The sequence below is a fragment of the Streptomyces sp. NPDC055400 genome (assembly GCF_053644375.1).
This window is the reverse complement of sequence record NZ_JBSHLM010000010.1, coordinates 259,730-280,796: the sequence shown is the minus strand read 5'-3', so window position 1 is coordinate 280,796 and position 21,067 is coordinate 259,730. Positions and strand designations below refer to the sequence as shown.

23 protein-coding genes, 1 tRNA gene and 1 pseudogene are annotated in these 21,067 nt (G+C 70.6%); 13 read left to right on the top strand and 12 right to left on the bottom strand.

Annotated elements, in window-relative coordinates:
• Window positions 1-104: 104 nt before the first annotated feature.
• From ACWIGU_RS26765 to ACWIGU_RS26740, 6 genes are all read left to right on the top strand, one after another.
• Window positions 105-536: a DUF3052 domain-containing protein gene (locus tag ACWIGU_RS26765; RefSeq protein ID WP_356272755.1), complete on the top strand. Its 432-nt coding sequence runs from the start codon at window positions 105-107 to the stop codon at window positions 534-536.
• 176 nt (window positions 537-712) lie between these two features.
• Complete coding sequence (locus tag ACWIGU_RS26760) at window positions 713-1,171, top strand: peroxiredoxin (RefSeq protein ID WP_356272757.1); 459 nt, start codon at window positions 713-715, stop codon at window positions 1,169-1,171.
• A gap of 180 nt (window positions 1,172-1,351) precedes the next feature.
• The gene (locus ACWIGU_RS26755) at window positions 1,352-1,927 is read left to right on the top strand and encodes a TerD family protein (RefSeq protein WP_100591939.1); all 576 of its coding nucleotides are present in this window, start codon (window positions 1,352-1,354) and stop codon (window positions 1,925-1,927) included.
• Between the two features lie 98 nt (window positions 1,928-2,025).
• Window positions 2,026-2,601: a TerD family protein gene (locus ACWIGU_RS26750; protein WP_100591940.1), complete on the top strand. Its 576-nt coding sequence runs from the start codon at window positions 2,026-2,028 to the stop codon at window positions 2,599-2,601.
• 73 nt (window positions 2,602-2,674) lie between these two features.
• Window positions 2,675-3,823, top strand: a complete 1,149-nt coding sequence (locus ACWIGU_RS26745) for a DUF475 domain-containing protein (RefSeq protein WP_454404226.1) — start codon at window positions 2,675-2,677, stop codon at window positions 3,821-3,823.
• A gap of 99 nt (window positions 3,824-3,922) precedes the next feature.
• Window positions 3,923-4,663 carry a TerD family protein gene (locus ACWIGU_RS26740; protein ID WP_100591942.1) on the top strand — a complete coding sequence of 247 codons (741 nt, stop codon included), beginning with the start codon at window positions 3,923-3,925 and terminating at the stop codon, window positions 4,661-4,663.
• Between the two features lie 80 nt (window positions 4,664-4,743).
• Here the strand turns inward: ACWIGU_RS26740 and ACWIGU_RS26735 are convergent, their stop codons facing one another.
• The gene (locus ACWIGU_RS26735) at window positions 4,744-5,727 is read right to left on the bottom strand and encodes a TerD family protein (protein WP_454404225.1); all 984 of its coding nucleotides are present in this window, start codon (window positions 5,725-5,727) and stop codon (window positions 4,744-4,746) included.
• Between the two features lie 187 nt (window positions 5,728-5,914).
• On the opposite strand from ACWIGU_RS26735, the gene ACWIGU_RS26730 reads away from it, so the two are divergent.
• From ACWIGU_RS26730 to ACWIGU_RS26720, 3 genes are all read left to right on the top strand, one after another.
• Window positions 5,915-7,081: an HpcH/HpaI aldolase/citrate lyase family protein gene (locus ACWIGU_RS26730; protein ID WP_454404224.1), complete on the top strand. Its 1,167-nt coding sequence runs from the start codon at window positions 5,915-5,917 to the stop codon at window positions 7,079-7,081.
• A 17-nt stretch (window positions 7,082-7,098) separates the two neighbouring features.
• A complete protein-coding gene (locus ACWIGU_RS26725) occupies window positions 7,099-9,603 on the top strand; it encodes a phosphoribosyltransferase (protein ID WP_454404332.1) in 2,505 nt (834 codons plus the stop codon).
• 77 nt (window positions 9,604-9,680) lie between these two features.
• A complete protein-coding gene (locus ACWIGU_RS26720) occupies window positions 9,681-10,433 on the top strand; it encodes an HAD family hydrolase (RefSeq protein ID WP_454404331.1) in 753 nt (250 codons plus the stop codon).
• A 13-nt stretch (window positions 10,434-10,446) separates the two neighbouring features.
• Here ACWIGU_RS26720 and ACWIGU_RS26715 read toward each other — a convergent pair whose 3' ends face one another.
• The 7 genes from ACWIGU_RS26715 to ACWIGU_RS26685 form a co-directional block, all read right to left on the bottom strand.
• On the bottom strand, window positions 10,447-10,671 hold the full coding sequence (locus ACWIGU_RS26715) for an FmdB family zinc ribbon protein (RefSeq protein WP_454404223.1): 225 nt from the start codon (window positions 10,669-10,671) through the stop codon (window positions 10,447-10,449).
• Between the two features lie 33 nt (window positions 10,672-10,704).
• The gene (locus ACWIGU_RS26710) at window positions 10,705-11,715 is read right to left on the bottom strand and encodes a sugar kinase (RefSeq protein WP_454404222.1); all 1,011 of its coding nucleotides are present in this window, start codon (window positions 11,713-11,715) and stop codon (window positions 10,705-10,707) included.
• The gene (locus ACWIGU_RS26705) at window positions 11,712-12,332 is read right to left on the bottom strand and encodes a bifunctional 4-hydroxy-2-oxoglutarate aldolase/2-dehydro-3-deoxy-phosphogluconate aldolase (protein ID WP_454404221.1); all 621 of its coding nucleotides are present in this window, start codon (window positions 12,330-12,332) and stop codon (window positions 11,712-11,714) included. The genes ACWIGU_RS26710 and ACWIGU_RS26705 overlap by 4 nt, the downstream gene beginning before the upstream one ends.
• A gap of 55 nt (window positions 12,333-12,387) precedes the next feature.
• Window positions 12,388-13,533: a galactonate dehydratase gene (gene dgoD / locus ACWIGU_RS26700; RefSeq protein WP_454404220.1), complete on the bottom strand. Its 1,146-nt coding sequence runs from the start codon at window positions 13,531-13,533 to the stop codon at window positions 12,388-12,390.
• 48 nt (window positions 13,534-13,581) lie between these two features.
• Window positions 13,582-14,367 carry a FadR/GntR family transcriptional regulator gene (locus ACWIGU_RS26695; protein ID WP_454404219.1) on the bottom strand — a complete coding sequence of 262 codons (786 nt, stop codon included), beginning with the start codon at window positions 14,365-14,367 and terminating at the stop codon, window positions 13,582-13,584.
• 25 nt (window positions 14,368-14,392) lie between these two features.
• Window positions 14,393-15,058: a DUF4383 domain-containing protein gene (locus ACWIGU_RS26690; RefSeq protein WP_454404218.1), complete on the bottom strand. Its 666-nt coding sequence runs from the start codon at window positions 15,056-15,058 to the stop codon at window positions 14,393-14,395.
• 98 nt (window positions 15,059-15,156) lie between these two features.
• Complete coding sequence (locus ACWIGU_RS26685) at window positions 15,157-16,518, bottom strand: hypothetical protein (RefSeq protein ID WP_454404330.1); 1,362 nt, start codon at window positions 16,516-16,518, stop codon at window positions 15,157-15,159.
• Window positions 16,519-16,712: 194 nt separating this feature from the next.
• Between ACWIGU_RS26685 and ACWIGU_RS26680 the strand changes: the two genes are divergently transcribed.
• Window positions 16,713-16,784, top strand: a tRNA-Val gene (locus ACWIGU_RS26680).
• A 71-nt stretch (window positions 16,785-16,855) separates the two neighbouring features.
• On the opposite strand, the pseudogene ACWIGU_RS26675 reads toward ACWIGU_RS26680, so the two are convergent.
• Window positions 16,856-17,017 (bottom strand): annotated as a pseudogene (locus ACWIGU_RS26675) (site-specific integrase); the annotation flags it as partial.
• A gap of 708 nt (window positions 17,018-17,725) precedes the next feature.
• Here ACWIGU_RS26675 and ACWIGU_RS26670 point away from each other — a divergent pair.
• Complete coding sequence (locus ACWIGU_RS26670; RefSeq protein ID WP_454404217.1) at window positions 17,726-18,034, top strand: hypothetical protein; 309 nt, start codon at window positions 17,726-17,728, stop codon at window positions 18,032-18,034.
• 264 nt (window positions 18,035-18,298) lie between these two features.
• Complete coding sequence (locus ACWIGU_RS26665) at window positions 18,299-18,463, top strand: hypothetical protein (RefSeq protein ID WP_454404216.1); 165 nt, start codon at window positions 18,299-18,301, stop codon at window positions 18,461-18,463.
• 50 nt (window positions 18,464-18,513) lie between these two features.
• Here ACWIGU_RS26665 and ACWIGU_RS26660 read toward each other — a convergent pair whose 3' ends face one another.
• On the bottom strand, window positions 18,514-18,852 hold the full coding sequence (locus ACWIGU_RS26660) for a hypothetical protein (protein WP_454404215.1): 339 nt from the start codon (window positions 18,850-18,852) through the stop codon (window positions 18,514-18,516).
• A 130-nt stretch (window positions 18,853-18,982) separates the two neighbouring features.
• Between ACWIGU_RS26660 and ACWIGU_RS26655 the strand changes: the two genes are divergently transcribed.
• A complete protein-coding gene (locus ACWIGU_RS26655) occupies window positions 18,983-19,225 on the top strand; it encodes a DUF2277 domain-containing protein (protein ID WP_100591958.1) in 243 nt (80 codons plus the stop codon).
• Between the two features lie 63 nt (window positions 19,226-19,288).
• Here ACWIGU_RS26655 and ACWIGU_RS26650 read toward each other — a convergent pair whose 3' ends face one another.
• Both ACWIGU_RS26650 and ACWIGU_RS26645 read right to left on the bottom strand, forming a co-directional pair.
• The gene (locus ACWIGU_RS26650; RefSeq protein ID WP_356272783.1) at window positions 19,289-19,915 is read right to left on the bottom strand and encodes a DedA family protein; all 627 of its coding nucleotides are present in this window, start codon (window positions 19,913-19,915) and stop codon (window positions 19,289-19,291) included.
• Between the two features lie 650 nt (window positions 19,916-20,565).
• Window positions 20,566-21,033, bottom strand: coding sequence for a DoxX family protein (locus ACWIGU_RS26645; protein ID WP_454404214.1), 468 nt, complete (start codon window positions 21,031-21,033; stop codon window positions 20,566-20,568).
• Window positions 21,034-21,067: the final 34 nt, after the last annotated feature.

The window sequence follows — 21,067 nt, the reverse complement described above, 5'->3', positions numbered from 1 at the left end:
GCCGGGTACTTGCGCGATCCGCCCCGCCCGTGTGGACTACGGCCAACGCTTCGCGCACGCGCGAAGCCGCAGACAACTTCGTAAACATGATCAGGAGGCAAACCGTGAGCGCGACCGCGGACCACGCGGAGACGAACCTTGCCGTAAGGCTTGGTTTCCAGCCCGACCAGGTGGTCCAGGAGATCGGCTACGACGACGACGTCGATCAGGAGCTCCGCGAGGCTATCGAACAGGCCATCGGCTCCGAGCTCGTCGACGAGGACTACGACGACGTGGCTGACGCCGTGGTGCTCTGGTTCCGTGAGGACGACGGGGACCTTACTGACGCTCTGGTGGATGCCATCGCGTACATGGAAGAAGGCGGTTCCATCCTTCTCCTGACGCCGAAGACCGGGCGTGACGGGTACGTCGAGCCGAGCGAGATCGGCGAGGCCTCCACCACAGCAGGTCTCTCGCAGACCAAGAGCATCAACGCGGGCAAGGACTGGAACGGCAGTCGGCTCATCACCCCGAAGGGGGCCGCCAAGAAGCGGTAACCCTCCGGCGGAACCGGGATCCCCTTGTGAGGCCTTCGCGGGCGCGTTCAAGCGCGGCCCGCGGAGGCCTCACGTGCATGCGCGCGGCGGGGCAGCAGTCACCAGTGGGGCACCGGCTCCGCGGCGGCAACTAGGCTGAGCCACCCGAACAGCCCCATCGAAGGGAAGCTTGAACCATGGCGATCGAGGTCGGCACGAAGGCTCCGGATTTCGAGCTCAAGACGCAGCACGGCGAGACCGTGCGGCTCTCGGACTTCCGGGGTGAGAAGAACGTGGTGCTGCTCTTCTACCCGTTCGCCTTCACCGGCGTCTGCACCGGCGAGCTGTGCGCCCTGCGGGACGAGCTGCCGAAGTTCGTCAACGACGACGTCCAGCTGCTCGCCGTGTCCAACGACTCGCCGTTCAGCCTGCGCGTCTTCGCCGAGCAGGAGGGCCTCGAGTACCCGCTCCTGTCGGACTTCTGGCCGCACGGCGAGGCCTCGCGCGCTTACGGCGTCTTCGACGAGGAGAAGGGCTGCGCGGTGCGCGGCACCTTCATCATCGACAAGGAGGGCGTGGTCCGCTGGACCGTCGTCAACGGCCTGCCGGACGCCCGCGACCTCAACGAATACGTCAAGGCGATCGACACCCTCTGACCCCTCAGGGGTCACAAGGGCGTGCTCCGCGCATCTCTCAGGGGTGTCCCGGGGATGACACCCTGGGATTCTTCGGGTGCGGAACCTGTGGCTGCCGGGAACCGGTCACTAGGATCCAGACGTTGATCCGATACCAATGCACGACGGGGCTCCCCGCCCCCGACACCAATGGGAGGACTCGTGGGAGTCAGCCTCAGCAAGGGCGGCAACGTATCGCTGACCAAGGAGGCTCCTGGCCTGACCGCGGTCATCATCGGCCTCGGGTGGGACGTTCGTACCACCACGGGCACGGACTTCGACCTTGACGCCAGCGCCATCCTGACGAACACGGAGGGCAAGGTCAGCAGTGACGCCAACTTCGTCTTCTTCAACAACCTGAAGAGCCCGGACGGCTCGGTCGAGCACACCGGCGACAACACCACGGGTGAAGGCGAGGGTGACGACGAGCAGCTCAAGGTCAACCTCGCCGGCGTCCCGGCCGATGTGGACAAGATCGTGTTCCCGGTCTCGATCTACGACGCCGAGAACCGGCAGCAGTCGTTCGGCCAGGTGCGCAACGCGTTCATCCGCGTCGTGAACCAGGCGGGCGGGGCGGAAATCGCCCGGTACGACCTCTCCGAGGATGCCTCGACGGAGACCGCCATGGTCTTCGGCGAGCTGTACAGGAACGGCGCGGAGTGGAAGTTCCGCGCCATCGGCCAGGGCTACGCCTCGGGTCTGCGCGGCATCGCGCAGGACTTCGGCGTCAACGTCTGAGCCGAGCACGACCGTATGACCGTCCGGCGTCGCACGCGAGTGCGGCGCCGGACGTGCTGGACAACTCAAGCGACATCACACCGGGGAGGACCACGATCATGGGTGTCACGCTCGCCAAGGGGGGCAATGTCTCCCTCTCCAAGGCCGCACCGAACCTCACACAGGTGCTGATCGGACTCGGCTGGGACGCGCGATCCACCACCGGAGCCGACTTCGACCTCGACGCCAGCGCGCTGCTGTGCAAGGACGGCCGGGTGCTCGGCGACGAGTGGTTCATCTTCTACAACCAGCTCACCAGCCCGGACGGCTCCGTCGAGCACACCGGCGACAACCTCACCGGTGAGGGCGAGGGTGACGACGAGTCGATCCTGATCGACCTGTCCAAGGTGCCGGCGTTCTGCGACAAGATCGTCTTCCCGGTCTCGATCCATGACGCGGACAACCGTGGGCAGACGTTCGGCCAGGTCAGCAACGCGTTCATCCGCGTGGTCAATCAGGCGGACGGCCAGGAGCTCGCCCGCTACGACCTGAGCGAGGACGCGTCCACGGAGACCGCGATGATCTTCGGCGAGGTGTACCGGTACGGCGGCGAATGGAAGTTCCGCGCCGTCGGGCAGGGGTACGCGTCGGGCCTTCGGGGCATCGCTCTAGACTTCGGGGTCAATGTTTCGTAAAGCCGTGCGCGGAGCGGGGGAGCCCCGTCCTACCGGCGCGGGGGAGACCCGTACACACTTGATGGGGTAGCCAGTGGTTTTGAAAACCTTCGGCTGGTCGTTCGCAATTACTGCGCTCGGCCTGGTCGCGGCTGTGTTCTACGACGGATGGACAGCATTCGGGGTCGTCGCGATCCTTGCTGTCCTCGAGATCTCGCTGTCCTTCGACAACGCGGTGATCAATGCCGGGATCCTGAAGAAGATGAATGCCTTCTGGCAGAAGATCTTCCTGACGGTCGGTGTGCTGATCGCCGTCTTCGGTATGCGACTGGTCTTCCCCGTCGTGATCGTCGCGGTCAGCGCCAAGCTCGGCCCCATCGAGGCGGTCAAGCTCGCGCTCAACGACAAGGACAGGTACCAGCAGCTGGTGACCGACGCGCACCCGTCGATCGCCGCGTTCGGTGGCATGTTCCTGTTGATGATCTTCCTCGACTTCATCTTCGAGGACCGGGATGTCCAGTGGCTGCGCTGGATCGAGCGCCCGCTCGCCAAGCTCGGCAAGGTCGACATGCTGTCGGTCTGCATCGCGATGATCGTGCTCCTGATCTCCTCGTTCACCGTGGCCACGCACGCCCACCAGCACGGCGGCGTCCATGTGGACAAGGCCGAGACGGTACTCATCGCCGGCATCGCCGGTCTGATCACGTATCTCATCGTGGGCGGTCTCTCCGGGTACTTCGAAAACCGACTGGAGGAGGAAGAGGAGCGCGAGCACGAGGCCGAGGAAGAGGCCAAGAAGAGCGGCAAGGCCGCGCCGGCCATAGCGATGGCGGGCAAGGCCGCGTTCTTCATGTTCCTCTACCTGGAGGTCCTCGACGCTTCGTTCTCCTTCGACGGAGTCATCGGCGCCTTCGCGATCACCAACGACATCGTGCTGATGGCGCTCGGTCTCGGCATCGGTGCCATGTACGTCCGTTCGCTCACGGTCTACCTGGTCCGCCAGGGCACCCTGGACGATTACGTGTACCTGGAGCACGGCGCGCACTACGCGATCGGCGCGCTCGCCGTGATCCTGCTGGTCACCATCCAGTACGAGATCAACGAGGTCATCACGGGCCTGATCGGCGTCGTCCTGATCGCCTGGTCGTTCTGGTCGTCGGTGCGCCGCAACAAGCGAATTGCGGCCGCCGAGGGAAAAGCGACGACCCCGGGCGAGAAGGCTGAGGTTTCGTCCGGGCTCTGATCCTGGAACGCTGTGAGCGGGGCGGTCTGCGAGGAGAACTCCTCACCGGCCGCCCCGTCGGCGTAACTGGACCATGAAACACGGGCACTTGGGGGCGAAATGTCCTTCTGGGACGGACTGTGGCGCGGGCGTGCGGCGGATTTCGAGTCGGGCAGCGCCGCGTCGAACTCCATCGAACTCACCAAGCGGCACCCGGTCGTCTCGCTCACCAAACAGGGGGCGGCCACCGGAAATCTGCGGATCAACCTGTCCTGGCGGATGCGGACTTCGGACATCGGCGGCCCGGAGCGCGAGAGCCTGCTGCGGCACCCCTTCAAGCTGTTCAAGCCCGATGTGGTGCAGGCCCATACGCAGAGCATGGTCAATGTGGACCTCGACCTCGGCTGTCTGTACGAGCTGACCGACGGGGAGAAGGGCGTGGTCCAGCCGCTCGGCAGCTTCTTCGGCGCGCTCAACGCGCCGCCGTACGTGAAGCTCAGCGGGGACGACCGCTTCGGCTCGGCGTCGGGTGAGACGATCTACGTCAATCTCGACCATCGCGAGTCCATCAAGCGACTGCTTGTCTTCGTCTACATCTACGACCAGACACCGGCGTTCGACCGTACGCACGCCCACGTCACGCTCTACCCGAGCAACGGCCCGCGCGTCGAGATCAGCCTCGACGAGCGCGCCCCGCAGGCCCGCTCCTGCGCCGTCGTCACGATCGAGAACGTCAAGGGTGAGCTGATCGTGCGACGCGAGGTGAAGTTCGTGTACGGGTTCCAGGCCGAGCTGGACCGGCTGTACGGGTGGGGCCTTCAGTGGGGCCGGGGGTACAAGTCCAAGGTCGGGGAGCGCTAGGGCATCTCCGGCGGATCGGACGCCGGGGCCCTGTTCCGTCGCCCGGTCCGGCCCCGAGTCGCCCGGGGCCGGTCGCGGGCTCAGCGTGAGATGAACTGCGGGCCCTGCGGCGGCAGGGCGAAGTTCGGGTCGGGCAGCGGCTGCACCGGCTGCGGATAGCCGTAGGCGGGCTGCGTCGTCGGCACCGGCATGACCAGCGGCGCGGGCTGCGTGGGCGCCGCGGGCGGGTACCCGTACGAGGGCTGGGAAACGGGCTGGGGCGCGGGCTGAGGGAGCGACGCGGCGATGGGCTGCTGCGTGGGCGCCTGCGGATACCCGTAGTCCGAACCCGAACCCGAACTCGAACCCGAACCCGAACTCGAACCCGAACCCGAACCCGAACCCGAACCCGCACCCGACCCCGATCCCCAATCCGGCTCCGACCCCATGATCGAGGTGTCGGGGGCCGGAGGCGGGAAGGACGGCTCGGCGGCCGGCATCGGGCCCGGAGGCGACGATGTCTGGAGATCCGGCGCCGGCTCCGACTCGTCCACCGAGATGCCGAAATCGGTCGCCAGGCCGACCAGGCCGTTCGAGTAGCCCTCGCCCAGGGCCCGGAACTTCCAGCCCTCACCGCGCCGGTACAGCTCGCCGCAGATCAGCGCCGTCTCGGCGCCCGTCTCCGGCTTCACGTCGAAGCGGGCGAGGGGCTCGCCCTCCGCGGCCGCGGCGTCGTAGATCAGGATCCGCAGGGCGGGTACGCGATCGAAGGGGACGTCGTCCGCCGAGGCGACGAGCAGGACGCGGCCGACCTCGGGGCCGAGGCCCGCCAGGTCCGACTGGATCGTGTCGGTGAGTCCGTCGGCGGCGCGCTTCTTGCCGAGCCGCCAGACCTTGCCCGAGGGGTGCCGGGGCTGGTTGTAGAAGACGAAGTCCTCGTCGGACCGTACGCGACCGTCGGGGCCGAGGAGCAGCGCCGAGGCGTCGACGTCGGGCACGCCCTGGCCGGTGGCCCAGCGCAGCACGGCGCGGACCGCCGTGGCCTCGAGCGGGACGTTCGACCCCTTCAGCATCGCGTGCGTCATGCGGTCATCCTGCCTTCCCTGTCCTGGCCAGGACAACGCGGGGGCCCGAGACTGTGGGACCGAGGGACATACTCGACATGGGTGGGTTACCTGAATTTCATGCCCGGTGGGAACCCTTGACATGGATCCCTACGTACTATTACCGGCCACTAAAATTCGGGCCAGAGCGGCACGACGGGGGAGTCTCATGCGTCATTTCGGGCATATCGCCCCTGAGGTGCGGCAGCAGCTGTTCCACCGGGAGCCCGGTGACTTCACCGCGGACTCGCCGCCCCGCATGCTCGCGGCGGCCCTCGGAGCCACGCTCTACAGCCCGGCCACGCGGCCGCGCCTCGCCGACGACGTCCTCAAGCAGGCGGGCCGGGGTGTCGTCTCGATGGTGCTGTGCCTGGAGGACTCGATCGACGACGCCGAGGTCGCGGACGCCGAGGAGAACCTGGTCGCGCAGTTCACCGACCTCGCGGCCCGGCCGGACGCGCAGCCTCCGCTGCTGTTCGTCCGCGTCCGCGCCGCCGGACAGATCACCGACCTCGTCCGCCGCCTCGGTCCCGCCGTGCGGCTGCTGTCCGGATTCGTACTGCCGAAATTCACCGAGGAGCGTGGCGTGCCGTTCCTGGAGGCGCTCTCCGCCGCCGAGGCGGCCACCGGGCGGCGCCTCTTCGCGATGCCCGTCCTGGAGTCGCCCGAGCTCCTGCACCTGGAGACGCGGGGCGACACCCTCGCCGGGATCGCCCGCACCGTCGACAAGTACCGCGACCGCGTCCTGGCCCTGCGCCTCGGCGTGACCGACTTCTGCTCCGCGTACGGGCTGCGCAGGCCGCCGGACATGACCGCGTACGACGTCCAGATCGTGGCCTCCGTGATCGCGGACGTGGTCAATCTGCTCGGCCGGGCCGACGGCACCGGCTTCACCGTGACCGGGCCCGTCTGGGAGTACTTCCGCCACCAGGAGCGGATGTTCAAGCCGCAGCTGCGCCGCAGCCCCTTCCAGGAGAGCCGGGCCGTCGAGCTGCGCCAGGCCCTCATCGAGCACGACATGGACGGCCTGCTGCGCGAGATCGAGCTGGACCGGGCCAACGGCCTGCTCGGCAAGACCTGCATCCACCCCTCGCACGTGATGCCCGTGCATGCACTGTCCGTGGTCAGTCACGAGGAGTACGGCGACGCTCAGGACATCCTGCGGCCCGAGCGCGGCGGCGGTGGCGTCCTCAGGTCCGCGTACACGAACAAGATGAACGAAGTGAAGCCGCACCGGGCCTGGGCCGAGCGGACCCTCCAGCGGGCGGAGGCCTTCGGTGTCGCCCGTGAGGACGTCGGCTTCGTGGAGCTGCTCAACGCAGGCCTGCCCGCGTGACGAGCGCGCGAGTCATGATGATGATGAAAGCAAGGAAAAGGGGCGAAGTGGTCTGGTCGGGGACATGGGTCGCACAGCGGCTCGGGGTCGAGCTCGTCGGTGACGAGGAGATATCCGGGCTGCTGGGCCTTGCCCTGCGCCGCAATCCCAAGCGGGCCCATCTGCTCGTGTCGAACGTCCTCGGCAAGCACGTTCCCCAGTCCCCGGCCGTGGTCTGGCGCGCCGGGTACGACCTCGGCCTGAGGGTGCGCGAGCTGCTCGGCGACGACGCGGCGCGACAGGCGGTCGTGCTCGGATACGCCGAGACGGCGACGGGTCTCGGGCACTGCGTCGCCGACGGCCTGGGCCACGCGCCCTATCTGCACTCGACGCGGCGCCCCGTCGACGGGGTGGCGCGCGCGGGAGGCTTCGAGGAGTCCCACTCGCACGCCACCTCGCATCTGCTGCTGCCGGAGGACCCCCGGCTCCTCGCGGGCGACGGGGCGCTCGTCCTCGTCGACGACGAGTTCTCCACGGGCAATACGGTCGTCAACACGATCCGCGCCCTGCACGAGCGCTACCCGCGCGGGCACTACGTCATCGTCGCCCTCGTCGACATGCGTTCGCCCGACGACCGGGGCCGCCTGGCCGACTTCGCCCGTGAGATCGGCGCCCGCGTCGACCTGGTCGCGTCGGCGTCCGGCACCGTCCGGCTTCCCGACGGCGTCCTCGCCAAGGGACAGGCGCTCGTCGCCCACCACGAGTCCCTCGCCGGGACCCCGACGGAGCGCACAGGGCCGGGCAGCGAGCCGCCCACAGAGCCGGGCAGTGAGCCGGGCAGCGTGACCCGCGTGGACCTCGGCTGGCCCGCGTCCGTGCCCGACGGAGGCCGGCACGGCTTCACGCCGGAGCACCGCGCGGCGCTCGACGCCGCGCTCCCCTCGATGGCCGCCCGCCTGAGCGCGCCCCTGGGGGACGCCCGCCGCGTACTCGTCCTCGGTTTCGAGGAGCTGATGTACGCGCCGCTCGCCCTGGCCCGCGAGGTCGAGAAGGGCACGGGGGCGCAGGTGCGCTACTCCACCACGACCCGTTCGCCGGTCCTCGCCGTCGACGACCCCGGCTACGCGATCCGTACCCGACTCGTCTTCCCCGCCCACGACGACCCGGCCGACGGGCCGGGCCAGCGCTACGCGTACAACGTCGCGGGCGGTGACTTCGACGCGATCGTCGCCGTCGTCGACTCCACCGCGGACACGCCTCAACTGCACGCCCCTGACGGCTTGTTGGCGCGCCTTGCCGAGCACACCCCGCGCGTGCTGCTCGCCGTCGTGCCTTCCTACGTCCCCCAGGGGACTGCCCCCGAAAGGCCCCTTGTGTCCCCCACGCTCCCCGAGCCCCTCCGCGGCCCCGCCTTCTCCTCGTACGCGCCCGACGAGGTCGGCTGGCTGCTCCAGGACCTCTCGGACGTCGCGCTGGAGGCGCCGACCGAGGAGCGCGAGGAGGCGATACAGGGCGGTGGCGCGCACTACGCCGAGTCGCTGCCCGTCGAGTACCAGCCGAGCGCCGAGTACCAGGCGCTGTTCCAGTCCGCCCTCGAGGTATCGGCCGCGCGGATCGCGCAGGCGGTCGGCGTCGTGACCGAGACCGTGCTCGCGGAACGGTCCCCGCGTCCCGTACTCGTCTCGCTCGCCCGCGCCGGGACGCCCGTCGGCGTGCTGATGCGCCGCTGGGCGCAGGCGCGGCGGGGCCTCGACCTGCCGCACTACGCGGTTTCGATCGTGCGCGGCCGCGGCATCGACGCGAACGCGCTGCGCTGGCTCGCCGCCCACCACGACCCGGCCGATGTCGTCTTCGTCGACGGCTGGACCGGCAAGGGCGCGATCACCCGCGAACTGGCCGAAGCACTCAAGACCCATCAGCGTAATGAGGGCGGCCCCGGATTCGACCCGGAGATCGCGGTACTCGCCGACCCCGGGTCCTGCGTGCGCACCTACGGCACCCGCGAGGACTTCCTCATCCCGTCCGCGTGCCTCAACTCGACGGTCTCCGGGCTGATATCGCGTACGGTGCTGCGCGCCGACCTCGTCGGACCGAACGACTTCCACGGCGCCAAGTTCTACCGCGAGCTCGCCGAGGCGGATGTCTCGACGCACTTCCTCGACACCGTCGAGGCCTGCTTCGACGAGGTCGCCGACGCCGTGGACGCCCAGGTCAAGGAGATGCTCTCCGCCGACCGCGCGCCCACCTGGGAGGGCTGGGCGGCCGTCGAGCGGATCAGCGAGGAGTACGGGATCCACGACGTGAACCTGGTGAAGCCCGGTGTCGGCGAGACGACCCGTGTGCTGCTGCGCCGTGTCCCGTGGAAGATACTCGCCCGCACGGGCGCCGGCGCCGACCTCGACCACGTACGCCTGCTCGCCGAGCAGCGCGGGGTACCGGTCGAGGAGGTCGCCGAACTCCCTTACACCTGCGTCGGGTTGATCCACCCGAAGTACACGCGGGGCGCCACCGGCGCGGACGGCAAGGCGGTGGCCGCGAAGTGAGCGCCACGCCCGTCACCCTGGTCGCCAGTGACCTCGACCGCACCCTGATCTACTCCGCCCCAGCACTCGGCCTGACCATGCCCGACGCGCAGGCGCCACGCCTGCTGTGCGTCGAGGTCTACGAGGGCAGGCCCCTCTCCTACGTCACCGAGGCCGCGGCCGAGCTGCTCGGCGAACTCGGCCGCAGCGCTGTCTTCGTCCCGACCACGACCCGCACCCGTGAGCAGTACGGGCGCATCCACCTCCCGGGCCCCGCAGCGCAGTTCGCGATCTGCGCCAACGGCGGACACCTGCTGGTGGACGGCGTCTCCGACCCGGACTGGCGGGCCGCTGTCGACGAGCGGCTGGCCGCGCAGTGCGCGCCGCTCGACGAGGTGAGGGCGCATCTGGTGCGGACGGCCGACCCGGCGTGGCTCCTGAAGGAGCGCGTCGCCGAGGACCTCTTCGCGTATCTCGTGGTCGAGCGGTCCCTGCTCCCGGAGGGCTGGGTCAAGGAACTCGCCGTCTGGGCGGAGCCCCGCGGCTGGACGGTCTCCCTCCAGGGCCGGAAGATCTACGCCGTGCCGAAGCCGCTCACCAAGAGTGCGGCCATGCGTGAGGTGGCCCGCCGCTCCGGCGCCGACCTCACGCTCGCGGCCGGCGACTCCCTGCTCGACGCGGACCTGCTCCTCGCGGCCGACCACGCCTGGCGCCCCGGCCACGGCGAACTGGCGGACGCGGGCTGGACGGCGCCGCACGTCACGGCCTTGGAGGACCGGGGCGTCGCGGCGGGCGAGACGATCCTGCGGGAGCTGGTCGAGAGGGTCCGGCAGCCGCGTCCGCACCCCTGAGGGACCTCTGCGTTCACCCGCAGCAGCCCCCGCCGCAGCAGCCCCCGCCTCCGCCCCCGCCGGCGGGGCGGGCCGGTGCGGCGGCCGATGCCGTGCCGCCCACGGCGACCGTCGACAGCAGCTTCACCGTGTCGTCGTGGCCGGCGGGGCAGTCCGCGGGGGCCGAGGACTCGGCCATGGGGCGGCTCAGTTCGAACGTGTCGCCGCAGGTCCGGCAGCGGTACTCGTAGCGTGGCATGGGCACAGGTTAGCTGGCCGTGCCCCGCGGGCGTCAGCGTACGACCGTGCCCTGGCCCGCGCCGAGCAGCCCGAGTTCCGCCCGTGTGGGTGCCCCCTCCCAGTCGCCCGGCTGCGCGACCGCGAAGGCGCCCGTCGTCACCGCCCGGTCGAGGCGCCCGGCGGTGTCCTCGCCGTCGAGGAGCGCGGAGAGATAGCCGGCGACGAAGGCGTCACCGGCCCCGACCGCGTCCACGGCGCGCACCGGCCGCGCCGGGACACGCAGCTCACCGTCGGCCGAGTGGGCGATCGCCCCGTCGGCGCCGAGCTTGACGACGACCTCGCGCACCCCGAGACCGAGGAGGGCCTTGACCGGGTCGAGCCCGGGCGGCGCGCACAGCGGCAGCTCGTCGTCGGAGGCGATGAGGACATCGACGTACGGGATCCAGTCACGCAGTTCCGCGGCAGCCGCCTGAGAACTCCACAGCCGGGACCGGTAGTTGGCGTCCAGGCTGACCGGAACGCCGTGTTCGCGGGCGAGCCGCAGAGCGCGCCGGCACGCGTCGCGCGCGGAGGTGCTGAGCGCGGGCGTGATCCCCGTCAGATGCAGGACGCGGGGCGGCGGACCGGCCGCGAAGGCCCGCTCGACGCGGTCGGCGTCGAGCCGCGAACCCGCCGAGCCCGCACGGTAGTACTGCACCCGCGTCACCTCGGGCAGTCGCGGCTCGAACAGGATCAGCCCCGTAGGGGCGCCGCTGTCACGGGTGACGCAGGACGTGTCGACGCCCTCGGCGCGCAGCGTGCGCAGGACCAGTTCGCCCGCCTCGTCGGCGCCGACCGCGCCCGCCCAGCGGACGCTGTGCCCGAGCCGGGTGAGACCGATGGCGACGTTCGACTCGGCGCCCGCGACGGACAGGTCCATCGAGCCGCCCAGCTTGAACGGGCCGTGGCCGCGCAGCGCGACCATGGTCTCGCCGAAGGTGAACACGTCGACGGGGGAGGCGGGGGAGGCGGGGGAGGCGGGGGCCCCGGCCGGAGCGGGGCTCGCCGAACCCGGCGCCGTCATCCGCACACCGCCTTGAACTCGGCTGCCCGCTTGCGCAGTTGGCCCAGGTCCCCGCCGTCCGCCGCGTCGCCGATGAGGGGTGAGCCGACCCCGACCGCGATGGCGCCGCCCTCCAGATAGGCGGTCGCGGCCGCCGCGTCGACCCCGCCCACCGGCACGAACGGCGTTCGGGGGAACGGTCCCCGCAGCGCCTTCAGATACGACGGGCCGCCCATCGCCGACGCCGGGAAGATCTTCAGGGCCGTCGCCCTGGCCGCCTCGGCCGCGATGACGTCGCTCGGCGTGAGTACCCCGGCGAGTACGGGCAGGCCCTGCCGCAGCGACTCGTCGACCCCGGCGCCCAGCCCGGGCGTCACGATGAGGTTCGCCCCGGCGGCGGCCGCCTCGCGGGCGTCCTCGGCGGTCAGCACCGTGCCGGCACCGAGCCAGACGTCGTCGCCGAGCTCGGCCCGCGCCCTGCGGATCACGTCGAGGGCGTCACTGCCGCTGAGGGACACCTCCACCAGCGGGATACCGGCCTCGGCCAGGGCCATGACCGTACGGAACGACGCGTCGGCGTCGCTTCCCCGGACGATCGCCACGAGGCGCTCGGCGCGCAGTGCGGTAGTGAAGTCCATGGTGCTCCTCCTCGATTCCTTTCATGGGTGGGCGTTTCGCAGGGCGTTTCATGGGTCACCACTCGGCGAACGAGCCGTCCTCGTACCGCCACACGGGGTTGCGCCAGGTATGGCCCTTGGCGTCGGCCGCGCGTACGGCCGCCTCGTCGATGTCCACGCCGAGGCCCGGCCGTTCCGTGCGCAGCAGCGAGCCCGCGACGAAGCGGAACGGCTCGCGGTCGGCGACGTAGTCGAGGAGCTCGGCGTCCTTGTTGTAGTGGATGCCGATCGACTGCTCCTGAATCAGGAAGTTCGGTGTGGTGAAGGCGACTTGGAGGCTCGCGGCGAGGGCCACGGGCCCGAGCGGGCAGTGCGGCGCGATGTGGGCCCCGTACATCTCGGCGAGCGCGGCGATGCGGCGCAGCTCGGAGATGCCGCCCGCGTGCGAGATGTCGGGCTGCACCACGGCGACGCCGGCCTGGAGCGGGGCGAGGAACTCCCGCCGGGTGAAGAGCCGTTCGCCGAGCGCGATCGGGATGTTGGAGGCGTTCACCAGATCGGGGACGGCCTGCATGTGATCGGAGAGGACGGGCTCCTCGACGAACAGGGGCGCGTAGTCGGCGAGCAGGGGGAGTAGCCGGCGGGCGTTCGCGGGGGAGACGCGGCCGTGGAAGTCGAGCGCGAAATCCCGTTCGTCGCCCAGGACTTCACGGGCGGTCTCCGCGCGCAGCAGGCACGCACGGACCTCCTCGCGCGTGGCGAGCGGTGTCATGCGCCCGCTGGCGTTCATCTTCACCGCGGTGAACCCGGCCTCGACCTGGGCGCTCACCGCGTCCCTGACCTCGTTCGGCTCGTCACCGCCCACCCAGGCGTACGCCCGGATCCGCTCACGCACCGGCCCGCCGAGCAACTGGTGCACCGGCTGCCCGTACGTCTTGCCCTTGATGTCCCACAGGGCCTGGTCGAGCCCGGCGACGGCGGACGACAGGACCGGCCCGCCGCGGTAGAAGCCGCCCTTGGTCATGACCTGCCAGTGGTCCTCGATGCGCAGCGGGTCCTGGCCGACCAGGTACTCGGCGAGCACCTCGACGGCTGCCCGCACGGGCTCCGCACGCCCCTCGACGACCGGCTCACCCCAGCCGACGACCCCTTCGTCGGTCTCCACGCGGACGAACATCCAGCGGGGCGGCGCGAGGAAGGTCTCGATGCGGGCGATCTTCACGTAGGGGTTCCTCTCGGGGTGTCACGGGGGTGGGGCGGCGGCGAGGCGTCAGGGATGGCCGCGCCGGGACAGTTCGATCACGTCGAGCATCGCCGCGAACGCGCCGTCCCGGTCCCGCGCGCGGACGCGGTCGGCGACCAGGGCGTGGGCGGGCAGCGGGTGTTCGTGCCGTCCGGCGTGCACGAGCCGGTCCCGTACGACCAGGGCCGGGATGATGACGCGCCGCATCTGCGCGAAGAAGGGGTTGCCGGAGGCGGTGAGGAGCGCCGTGTGAAAGGAGGCGTCGGCGCGCACGGCGAGAACGGGGTCGCTGTCGGTCATGACGGGATCGGCGGTCACGGGTGTCTGCTCGGCGGCGGCCATCGCGCTGAGTGCGGCGTCGAGGCCGGCGAGATCCGCGTCCGTGCGGTGCAGCGCGGCGAGCGCGGCCGCGGCGGGCTCGACGGCGCGGCGCAGCTCGAGGAGATCGGTGAAGAAGGCGCCGGGCGCGCCGGAGTCGATCGTCCAGCGCAGCACGTCGCTGTCGAGAAGGTTCCAGTCGTCGCGCGGGCGTATGAACGTCCCCCGCTTCTGCCGGGCGTCCAGGAGACCCTTGGTCGTCAGCACCTTGATCGCCTCGCGCAGCACGGTCTGGCTGACGTCCAGCTCGGCCATCAGCCCCGGCAGATCGAGGAGATCCCCCTCCGCGTACGTCCCGTCGAAGATCCGCCGGGCGAGCGCCTCCACGACGATCCGGTGGACGCCGCGCCCGGTGTACGAGACCCCTGGCGTGCCGCTCGCGCTGTCCGTGCGCGGGCGCTCCGTACGGGAGCTGCCCCTGTCCTTGCGCGTCATGGGGGCAGCCTCGCACGTGGGCGGGTTATTTATCAATTATTCTCGGCGGCCCGGGACCATCGGTGACTTTGGTGGTCCCGGTGGCACCGGGGGCTGTGGCGACTCCGGGGGCATTCGTCGCCTCGAGGGTGGGGTGCGGCTGCCGGGCGGCGCGGGCACGGTCCTCGCGGGCGGCGGATTCCGGGTGGCGCGCGCGCCAGTACGGATTGTCGTGCGGCAGCGTTCCGCTGACGCGCCCGTACATCCCGAAGGCCATGAGCATCACGCCGACCACGAAGCTGAACAGTACGTTCTGGATCTTGAACGCGAGGAAGTTGTAGTCGGTCTGGAGCAGGGCGAGGTTCACGAAGCCGCTGATGATGAACAGGACGCCGACGGTCATGTTGATCGTCGAGGCGACGTTCCGTCCGATGACCATGCCGGCGAACAGCAGTGCGCCGATAAGGATCGACAGGACGCTGAGGGCACCGTTGGTGTTCAGGCCGGCGACCTTGTCACCGCCGGTGTCGAAGAATCCGATCTGGTCGATGAGGCCCAGGATGCCGAAGGCGACCAGCACGAGCCCCATCAGGCCCGCGCCGATCCGGTAGACCTTGCTGAGGCCGTGGTCGACGGGCAGATGATCGTCGAGAACGACACGCGGATGCCGGAGCCGGGGGGCTGGGCGGATGTCGGGTACATGCGTGGCCATGATCGCCTCCCTTGCACGTACGTATCTCAAGGATCCGCCCGTAGCCCCGAGGGCGCCAACAGGGACGGGGCCCGGAGGCGGGGCAGGAGCGCGGCAGCTCAGGAGGGGGCGCCGCGGTCCTCCCTGATCTGCGCGACGACGCGGGCGACCGTCTGCCGGACGGCCTCCGTCTCCGTGAGGAAGTGCCAGTAATCGGGATGGCGGCCCTCGAGAGCGGCGACGGCGCGGTCGAGGCGGGCCACGGAGTCGTCGAGGGGGCGGGCGTGCCGCGGCTCGGGCGTGCTGCGCCCCGACATGGCGAGCCGCTGCGCGTCACGGATGGCGAACCGCGTCCGGTCGATCTCCTGCTGCGGGTCCTTCGCCACGGCGTTCAGCCGGTGCAAACGGTCGGAGGCGGCGGACACGTCCTCGTCCGTCGTGTTCAGCAGCGCACGCACCGTCGACAGGAGCGACGTCGCGTCCGGCCAGCGCTGCTCGTCCCGCGCCGCACGCGCCTCGGCCAGCTTCCGCTCCGCCTGCCGTACGTTCTCCGAGGCGCGCTCCGGCACATGCTGGAGGTCCTGCCAGCACTGGGCCGAGAACCGTCTGCGCAGCTCGCTCAGGACCGGCTCGACCTGCCCGGCCCGCGTGGTCAGGGCCTGCGCGCGCGTCCGCAGTGAGACGAGGCGGCGGTCGATCTCGGCGGCGCGCTCCGGCAGCCGCTGGGCCTCGGCCCGCACGGCTTCCGCATCCCGCGCGACCCGCTCGGCGCGCTCCAGGGTCTCCGGCACGCCGTGCCGGCCCGCGCCCTGGTTGAGCCGGGTGAGCTCGGGGCCGAGGGCGGCGAGGCGGGCGGCGAGATTGTCGGCCTTGAGCCCGGCGCCGCGCACGGCGTCCAGTGAGTTGCTCGCCGCGAGGAGCGACTGCCGCGCCCGCTCGACGGCGGGGGCCAGCCGCGCCAGCTGTGTCTCGGCCTTCCCGAGCAGCGGGCCGAGGCCCTGCGAGAACCGGTCGAGGTCCAGCTTCACCTTGCTCAGCTCGTCCTTGGCCCGGCTCAGCTCGGCGCGTGCCCGCGAGGCGACCGAGGCCTCCAGGTCGTCCCGGTCGAGGTCGTGCGCGTCCACCGCGGTGATGTACTGCAGGCTGGCCTCGTCGATGCGCCGGCCGAGGGCCTCGAAGTCGGAGACGGTGCGGCGCGCGGCGGGCGAGTCGTCGACGGCCGTGATGGTCTCGATGGAGATCCGCAGATCGCGCTGGGCGGTGTCGAGTTCGTAGAACGCGGCCGCGGCGGCGTCCTTGGCGGCCTGCGCCTCCGCCCGCTGGCCCTCCCCGCGCCCGAACCAGCGCCGGGTACCGCCCCCGGCGAATGCCGCCGGCGCCGCGGCGACGGCTACGGCGACGAGAGGCAGCGGAAGCAGGACGAGCCCGAGCAGATCACGAAGCGCGGCGCGCGCTCGCCTGGACGACGCATACGGCCGCATCGGTGGTGTCGCCGTCACTACCCTCTCCCGTGCTGCCCTCGCCCGTGCACTCATCCGCCCTGCCCGCTGTCATTCTCCCACCGGTTAATGACGAACACACGGGCCGGATAGTTCGCTCTGGGCCCTGGGACTTTGCCGGACGATACGGGTTTGCGGGGTACCGCCACGGGCAAGGTAGGCTGTCGAATCATCCCGGGCGCGTAGCTCAGTGGTAGAGCGCTGCCCTTACAAGGCAGATGTCGGCGGTTCGAAACCGTCCGCGCCCACCTGGGAGAAGACCCCCGGCCGGTTTCGGCCGGGGGTCTTCGACATCCAGGGCCGACATCGACGCCTATGGTCACTCACGGTCGAGCAGTCTGCTGATCAGCCGGTCCATGGGGCTGGCAGCCTCGCGCTGCGTGTCCTGGACCACATGCGTGTACACGTTCATCGTGACCGCGATCTGTCCGTGCCCCAGGATCTCCGTCACGACGCGGGGCGCCACGCGGGCGGCGGTGAGTTAACGAGGCTCGACGTGGTCGTTCGGCAAGTGGCGGCGCAGCAAGTTGATTGCCAGGGTGGTCCCGTCGGCCCGGTCGTGATGTCGGCGAAGATCAGCGCATCCAAGAGGGGCGAGTCCTTGCCCTCGTACGCGGCCGGCTCGGCAGTCAGTCCGCGTTGCTCCGACTGGTGAGCCACAAGGCGGACGAGGCGTTCGGGGGGCACCCAGGCCGTCCAAGTACCGTGCACCATCGAGGGGATGGAACCCTGTCTGCCGCAACTCCGCCGCGTAGCCGATGTCATGGAGCCAGGCCGCAGCCACTAAGAGGCCTCGTTCATCCCGCGAGACCGCCCAAGACACCTGCTGCGCCCGCGTCGCCACTTCCTGGGTGTGCAGCCAGCGGTCCCCGCGCGGAGACAGCAACGACTGCGCGAGCAATGACCCGGTGTGCCTGCGAGTCGCGGTCATCCGCTGGTGCCTGCCGGCTCCATCAATCTGGGGCGGGGCCGCGTCAGTTTTGCGTGGTGATCAGGTCGGCCCCTCCGTCCAGTGCTGATCGTGGGTGTCATCGCCTGCGCGTACTGCCGGCCTGACACTGAACTCGGCATGCTCGACGCGTGCATGTCCGGCCGATCATGGGACACGCGGAGCTATGGACGTGCGATGCGCCGGGTGTCATCATCACGCTGCCGTTGGGCGTGGGCCTCAGTACGCAGGAGCGAAACCGTGACGCTGTACATCGCTGTCCCTCTTGTGCTGTTGGCCTTGTTCTACGCCGCCACCGGCGTTGCGGCGGTGACCCGCGGCTGGATGCTCCCCATGAACCGGCGCCGTGTTCACGCCCCGCGGGTCTATGGCTGGGGGCAGCTGATGGTGGCCTTCGCGCTGTGCTGGCAGGCGGCCTTTGGGCTCAGCGCCTCGGACACCCTGCCGTCGGCGCCGCTGATCGGCAGCGCGATTCTCGTGGCCGGCCTCATCGTCATGATGGTGGGGCAGCGCGCCGGCGGTAAGCGCAAGCGCGGCGGCACGCCGTAGGCCTTGTCCGAGCAAGATGCAGCCGGGCACACGCCTGCGTGCGCACGGTCATGTCCCCCCTGAGCCGGTACACGTACAGAAGGGGCATTATGCGTTATGTGAAGGAGTTGTGAAGGGGTCTTCCGTTATGTGGTGTCGCAGGAGAGTGGAATGTCTATGTGGGGCGGGTGTGTTGTCGTCGCGCCGTGCGCCTGACGTCGTAACTTCCGTCACTCCGCGGGGGTTTCACGCGGCCTTCACGTGCGTGGACGTAGGCTTCACGTTATGGCCACGACTTCCGAACCCGCGACCGTGCGGACTGCCGCCGAGGTGAACGAGCAGATACGTGCCCTTTGGCTGCGCGCCGGGGGGCGGTTGAGCGCGGAGGAACGGGTGGAGTACGAGGCTCTCGTGGTCGAGTGGGCCGCCGCCATGCGTGAGGCGGCTTGAGCGTCGCCGGGGGTGATCCGCTGAGGTTCGGGTGATCCGCTGAGGTTCGGTCACTCCGGGGCGTCGGCCTCGCGGGTCCGCTTGAGGTACATGCGGGCGTCCACCTTGTCCGGGCCCGATACGTCCTTCCAGTAGCGGTGGCATGTCACGAAGACCGCCAGCTCGCGCTCCCGCTGCCGCAGCTTTTCGACCTCGGCCTGTTCGTCCGGGGTCCAGCCAGGGGATGCGGGGCGCTCGCGCTTGCGCCAGCCGTGGTCGTCGCTGAACCCGTCGAGGGGGTCCACCGACCAGGGAAGCCGCTTCAGGAGGGTCAGGAGCTCCGCCCTGACCTGGTGCAGCTCCTCCTGGCCTGCCAGGAGGTCACTCGGGAAGTCATAGGTCGCTGCCACGCGGCAATGCTACGCCTGTTCGATTTCTTGGGGCGAGGGATGGCCGGCGTGTTCATTCGTACGTGTGTTTCGAACGCAGGTTCTTTGCGAAGGTGTGCGCGAGGGCGGCGGAGCGCGCGAGACTGGAGGCATGTGCCGCAGCATCAAGACCCTTCGCCCGCCCGTCCTCCCCGAAGAGGCCACCGAGGAGGAGATCCGGGCCGCAGCCCTGCAGTACGTGCGCAAGGTGTCCGGCTTCCGGGCGCCCGCCGCGCACAACAAGGAGGTGTTCGACCGGGCCGTCGATGTCGTTGCCCAGGCGACCGCCGAGCTGCTCGACGGGCTTGAAATCCGTGGCCAGGGACGCCAGTTGGCCCAGGAGCCGGCCGCCTAGGCGAGGGGTCGAGCCAGGTCCCGGAGCGGGCCTGGGGCGGGCCTGGGGCGAGCCTCGGGTGGGTCAGCCCGCCCGTTCCGCCGCCGGTCGCCGCATCAGGAACGCAGCCCCCGCCCCCGCCGCGAACAACGCGAGCAGTGACACCCCCGTGGCCAGCCAGCTCGCGCCGAGCCACTGGCCGCCGAAGTAGCCGAGGGCCACGCTGTAGCCCGCCCAGGCCACGCCCGCGAGGGCGGACCACGGCAGGAACTCGCGGACCCGGCGATGAGCCGTGCCCGCCGCGAACGAGACGATCGAGCGGCCCGCCGGGGCGAAGCGGGCGATGACCACGAGGATGCCGCCGCTGGAGCGCGCCAGCGCCCCGCCGAGACGTTCCTGCGCGCGGGTCAGGCGGCGGGAGCGGGCGATCGCGCGGTCGAGACGCTCGCCGCCGCGCCAGGCGATGCGGTACGCGACCAGGTCGCCCAGTACCGACGCCGTGGCCGCCGAGAGGATCAGCGCCAGGATGGACGGCACCTCGGGCGTCACCTGCCCGGCCGCCGTCCCCGTGCCGGCCGCCGCGGCGGTGGCCGCGGTGATGACCAGGACGCCGCTCGGCAGGACGGGCAGGAACACGTCGAGCAGGACGGAGAGGGCCACCACCGCGTAGATCCACGGACCGCCGGTCAGCGACCCCACACTCTCCAGCACCGCGACCCCCCGTGATCTGTGTTCGTGAATTCCCCGGTCGGCGACAGACGCCGCGATGTCGCGGGGAGCGGCAGGGGCGGCTGATGACAGCTGTACAGCGTACGCCTCGGTTGTGGCTGGAGGGTCACCAGGGGCTCAGGTGTTCTCCACATCGCGTTCACTCGGGTGCCGCCTCGCACGCGCGGTACGCCCCGGTAGCCCCGTACGAACTACGGAGCGGGAGGACCCGCGAGCGGGAGAGCGCGAGCCGGAGGAGCGGACGATGGCGGCGGGAATCGCGGCGGGAGCGGTGGCGGCGGCCGTGCTCGCGGCCGGCAGCGGGGTGGCCGGCGGCGGGACGGCCGGCAACGGCAGGCCACGGGAGTGCGGGCGGCTGGTCGGCGGGCCGTGGGGCGGGGGAGCCGGCTCGTTACGGGGTGCGGGAGTTCAGGCCTGGCGGGGCGCGGTCCGTGGTGCTGCACGGGATGCCGGGCGGAGCGGGCGCCCGGATCGCGTGCTTCACGGTGCCGTTCGAGCCGGCGTCGGCTGAGCCGGTGCTGTTCGAGCCACCGGGTCACCGGGGGAGATGAGGGGATACCGGCACTCGCGCGCCGGCACCCCCATCAAGCGGTCAAGCCATCAAGCAGGCAAGCCATCAAGCAGGCCGTGCATCAAGCCGCGGCAGGCTCCGGCTCGGACTTCGAAGCCGAAGTGGCCGGCGTCTCGGCCTTGCTCTCGCCGCGTGCCGTGAAGAGCCGGTCGAGGCCGAGCGCCCCGGAGCCGGTGAAGACCAGGAGCAGCATGGCCCAGCAGAACATCGCGGACGGTTCGCCGCCGTTCTGGAGCGGCCACAGGGCCTCCGGCTGGTGGACCTTGAAGTACGCGTAGGCCATCGAGCCGGAGGCTATGAAGGCCGCGGCGCGGGTGCCGAGGCCGAGGGCGACGAGGGCGCCGCCGACGAGCTGGATGACGGCCGCGTACCAGCCGGGCCAGGTGCCCGTGGGGACGGTGCCGCCGCCCATCGCTCCGCCGAGGACGCCGAAGAGCGAGGCGGCGCCGTGGCAGGCGAAGAGCAGGCCCACGACGATGCGGAACAGGCCGAGGGCGTAGGGCTGGGCGCTGTTGAGACGTCCAGTCATAGAGGGACTCCTTGTGTCGGTCGGGGACGAACCG

What these genes read in the sequence shown, in the direction of transcription:
- ACWIGU_RS26760 (WP_356272757.1), top strand. Translation starts at nt 713, where the DNA reads ATGGCGATCGAGGTCGGCACGAAGGCTCCGGATTTCGAGCTCAAGACG.
- ACWIGU_RS26750 (WP_100591940.1), top strand. Translation starts at nt 2,026, where the DNA reads ATGGGTGTCACGCTCGCCAAGGGGGGCAATGTCTCCCTCTCCAAGGCC.
- ACWIGU_RS26740 (WP_100591942.1), top strand. Translation starts at nt 3,923, where the DNA reads ATGTCCTTCTGGGACGGACTGTGGCGCGGGCGTGCGGCGGATTTCGAG.
- ACWIGU_RS26735 (WP_454404225.1), bottom strand. Translation starts at nt 5,727, where the DNA reads ATGACGCACGCGATGCTGAAGGGGTCGAACGTCCCGCTCGAGGCCACG.
- ACWIGU_RS26730 (WP_454404224.1), top strand. Translation starts at nt 5,915, where the DNA reads ATGCGTCATTTCGGGCATATCGCCCCTGAGGTGCGGCAGCAGCTGTTC.
- ACWIGU_RS26725 (WP_454404332.1), top strand. Translation starts at nt 7,099, where the DNA reads ATGATGATGAAAGCAAGGAAAAGGGGCGAAGTGGTCTGGTCGGGGACA.
- ACWIGU_RS26720 (WP_454404331.1), top strand. Translation starts at nt 9,681, where the DNA reads ATGCCCGACGCGCAGGCGCCACGCCTGCTGTGCGTCGAGGTCTACGAG.
- ACWIGU_RS26715 (WP_454404223.1), bottom strand. Translation starts at nt 10,671, where the DNA reads ATGCCACGCTACGAGTACCGCTGCCGGACCTGCGGCGACACGTTCGAA.
- ACWIGU_RS26710 (WP_454404222.1), bottom strand. Translation starts at nt 11,715, where the DNA reads ATGACGGCGCCGGGTTCGGCGAGCCCCGCTCCGGCCGGGGCCCCCGCC.
- ACWIGU_RS26705 (WP_454404221.1), bottom strand. Translation starts at nt 12,332, where the DNA reads ATGGACTTCACTACCGCACTGCGCGCCGAGCGCCTCGTGGCGATCGTC.
- ACWIGU_RS26695 (WP_454404219.1), bottom strand. Translation starts at nt 14,367, where the DNA reads ATGACGCGCAAGGACAGGGGCAGCTCCCGTACGGAGCGCCCGCGCACG.
- ACWIGU_RS26690 (WP_454404218.1), bottom strand. Translation starts at nt 15,058, where the DNA reads ATGGCCACGCATGTACCCGACATCCGCCCAGCCCCCCGGCTCCGGCAT.
- ACWIGU_RS26685 (WP_454404330.1), bottom strand. Translation starts at nt 16,518, where the DNA reads ATGCGGCCGTATGCGTCGTCCAGGCGAGCGCGCGCCGCGCTTCGTGAT.
- ACWIGU_RS26665 (WP_454404216.1), top strand. Translation starts at nt 18,299, where the DNA reads ATGGCCACGACTTCCGAACCCGCGACCGTGCGGACTGCCGCCGAGGTG.
- ACWIGU_RS26655 (WP_100591958.1), top strand. Translation starts at nt 18,983, where the DNA reads ATGTGCCGCAGCATCAAGACCCTTCGCCCGCCCGTCCTCCCCGAAGAG.
- ACWIGU_RS26645 (WP_454404214.1), bottom strand. Translation starts at nt 21,033, where the DNA reads ATGACTGGACGTCTCAACAGCGCCCAGCCCTACGCCCTCGGCCTGTTC.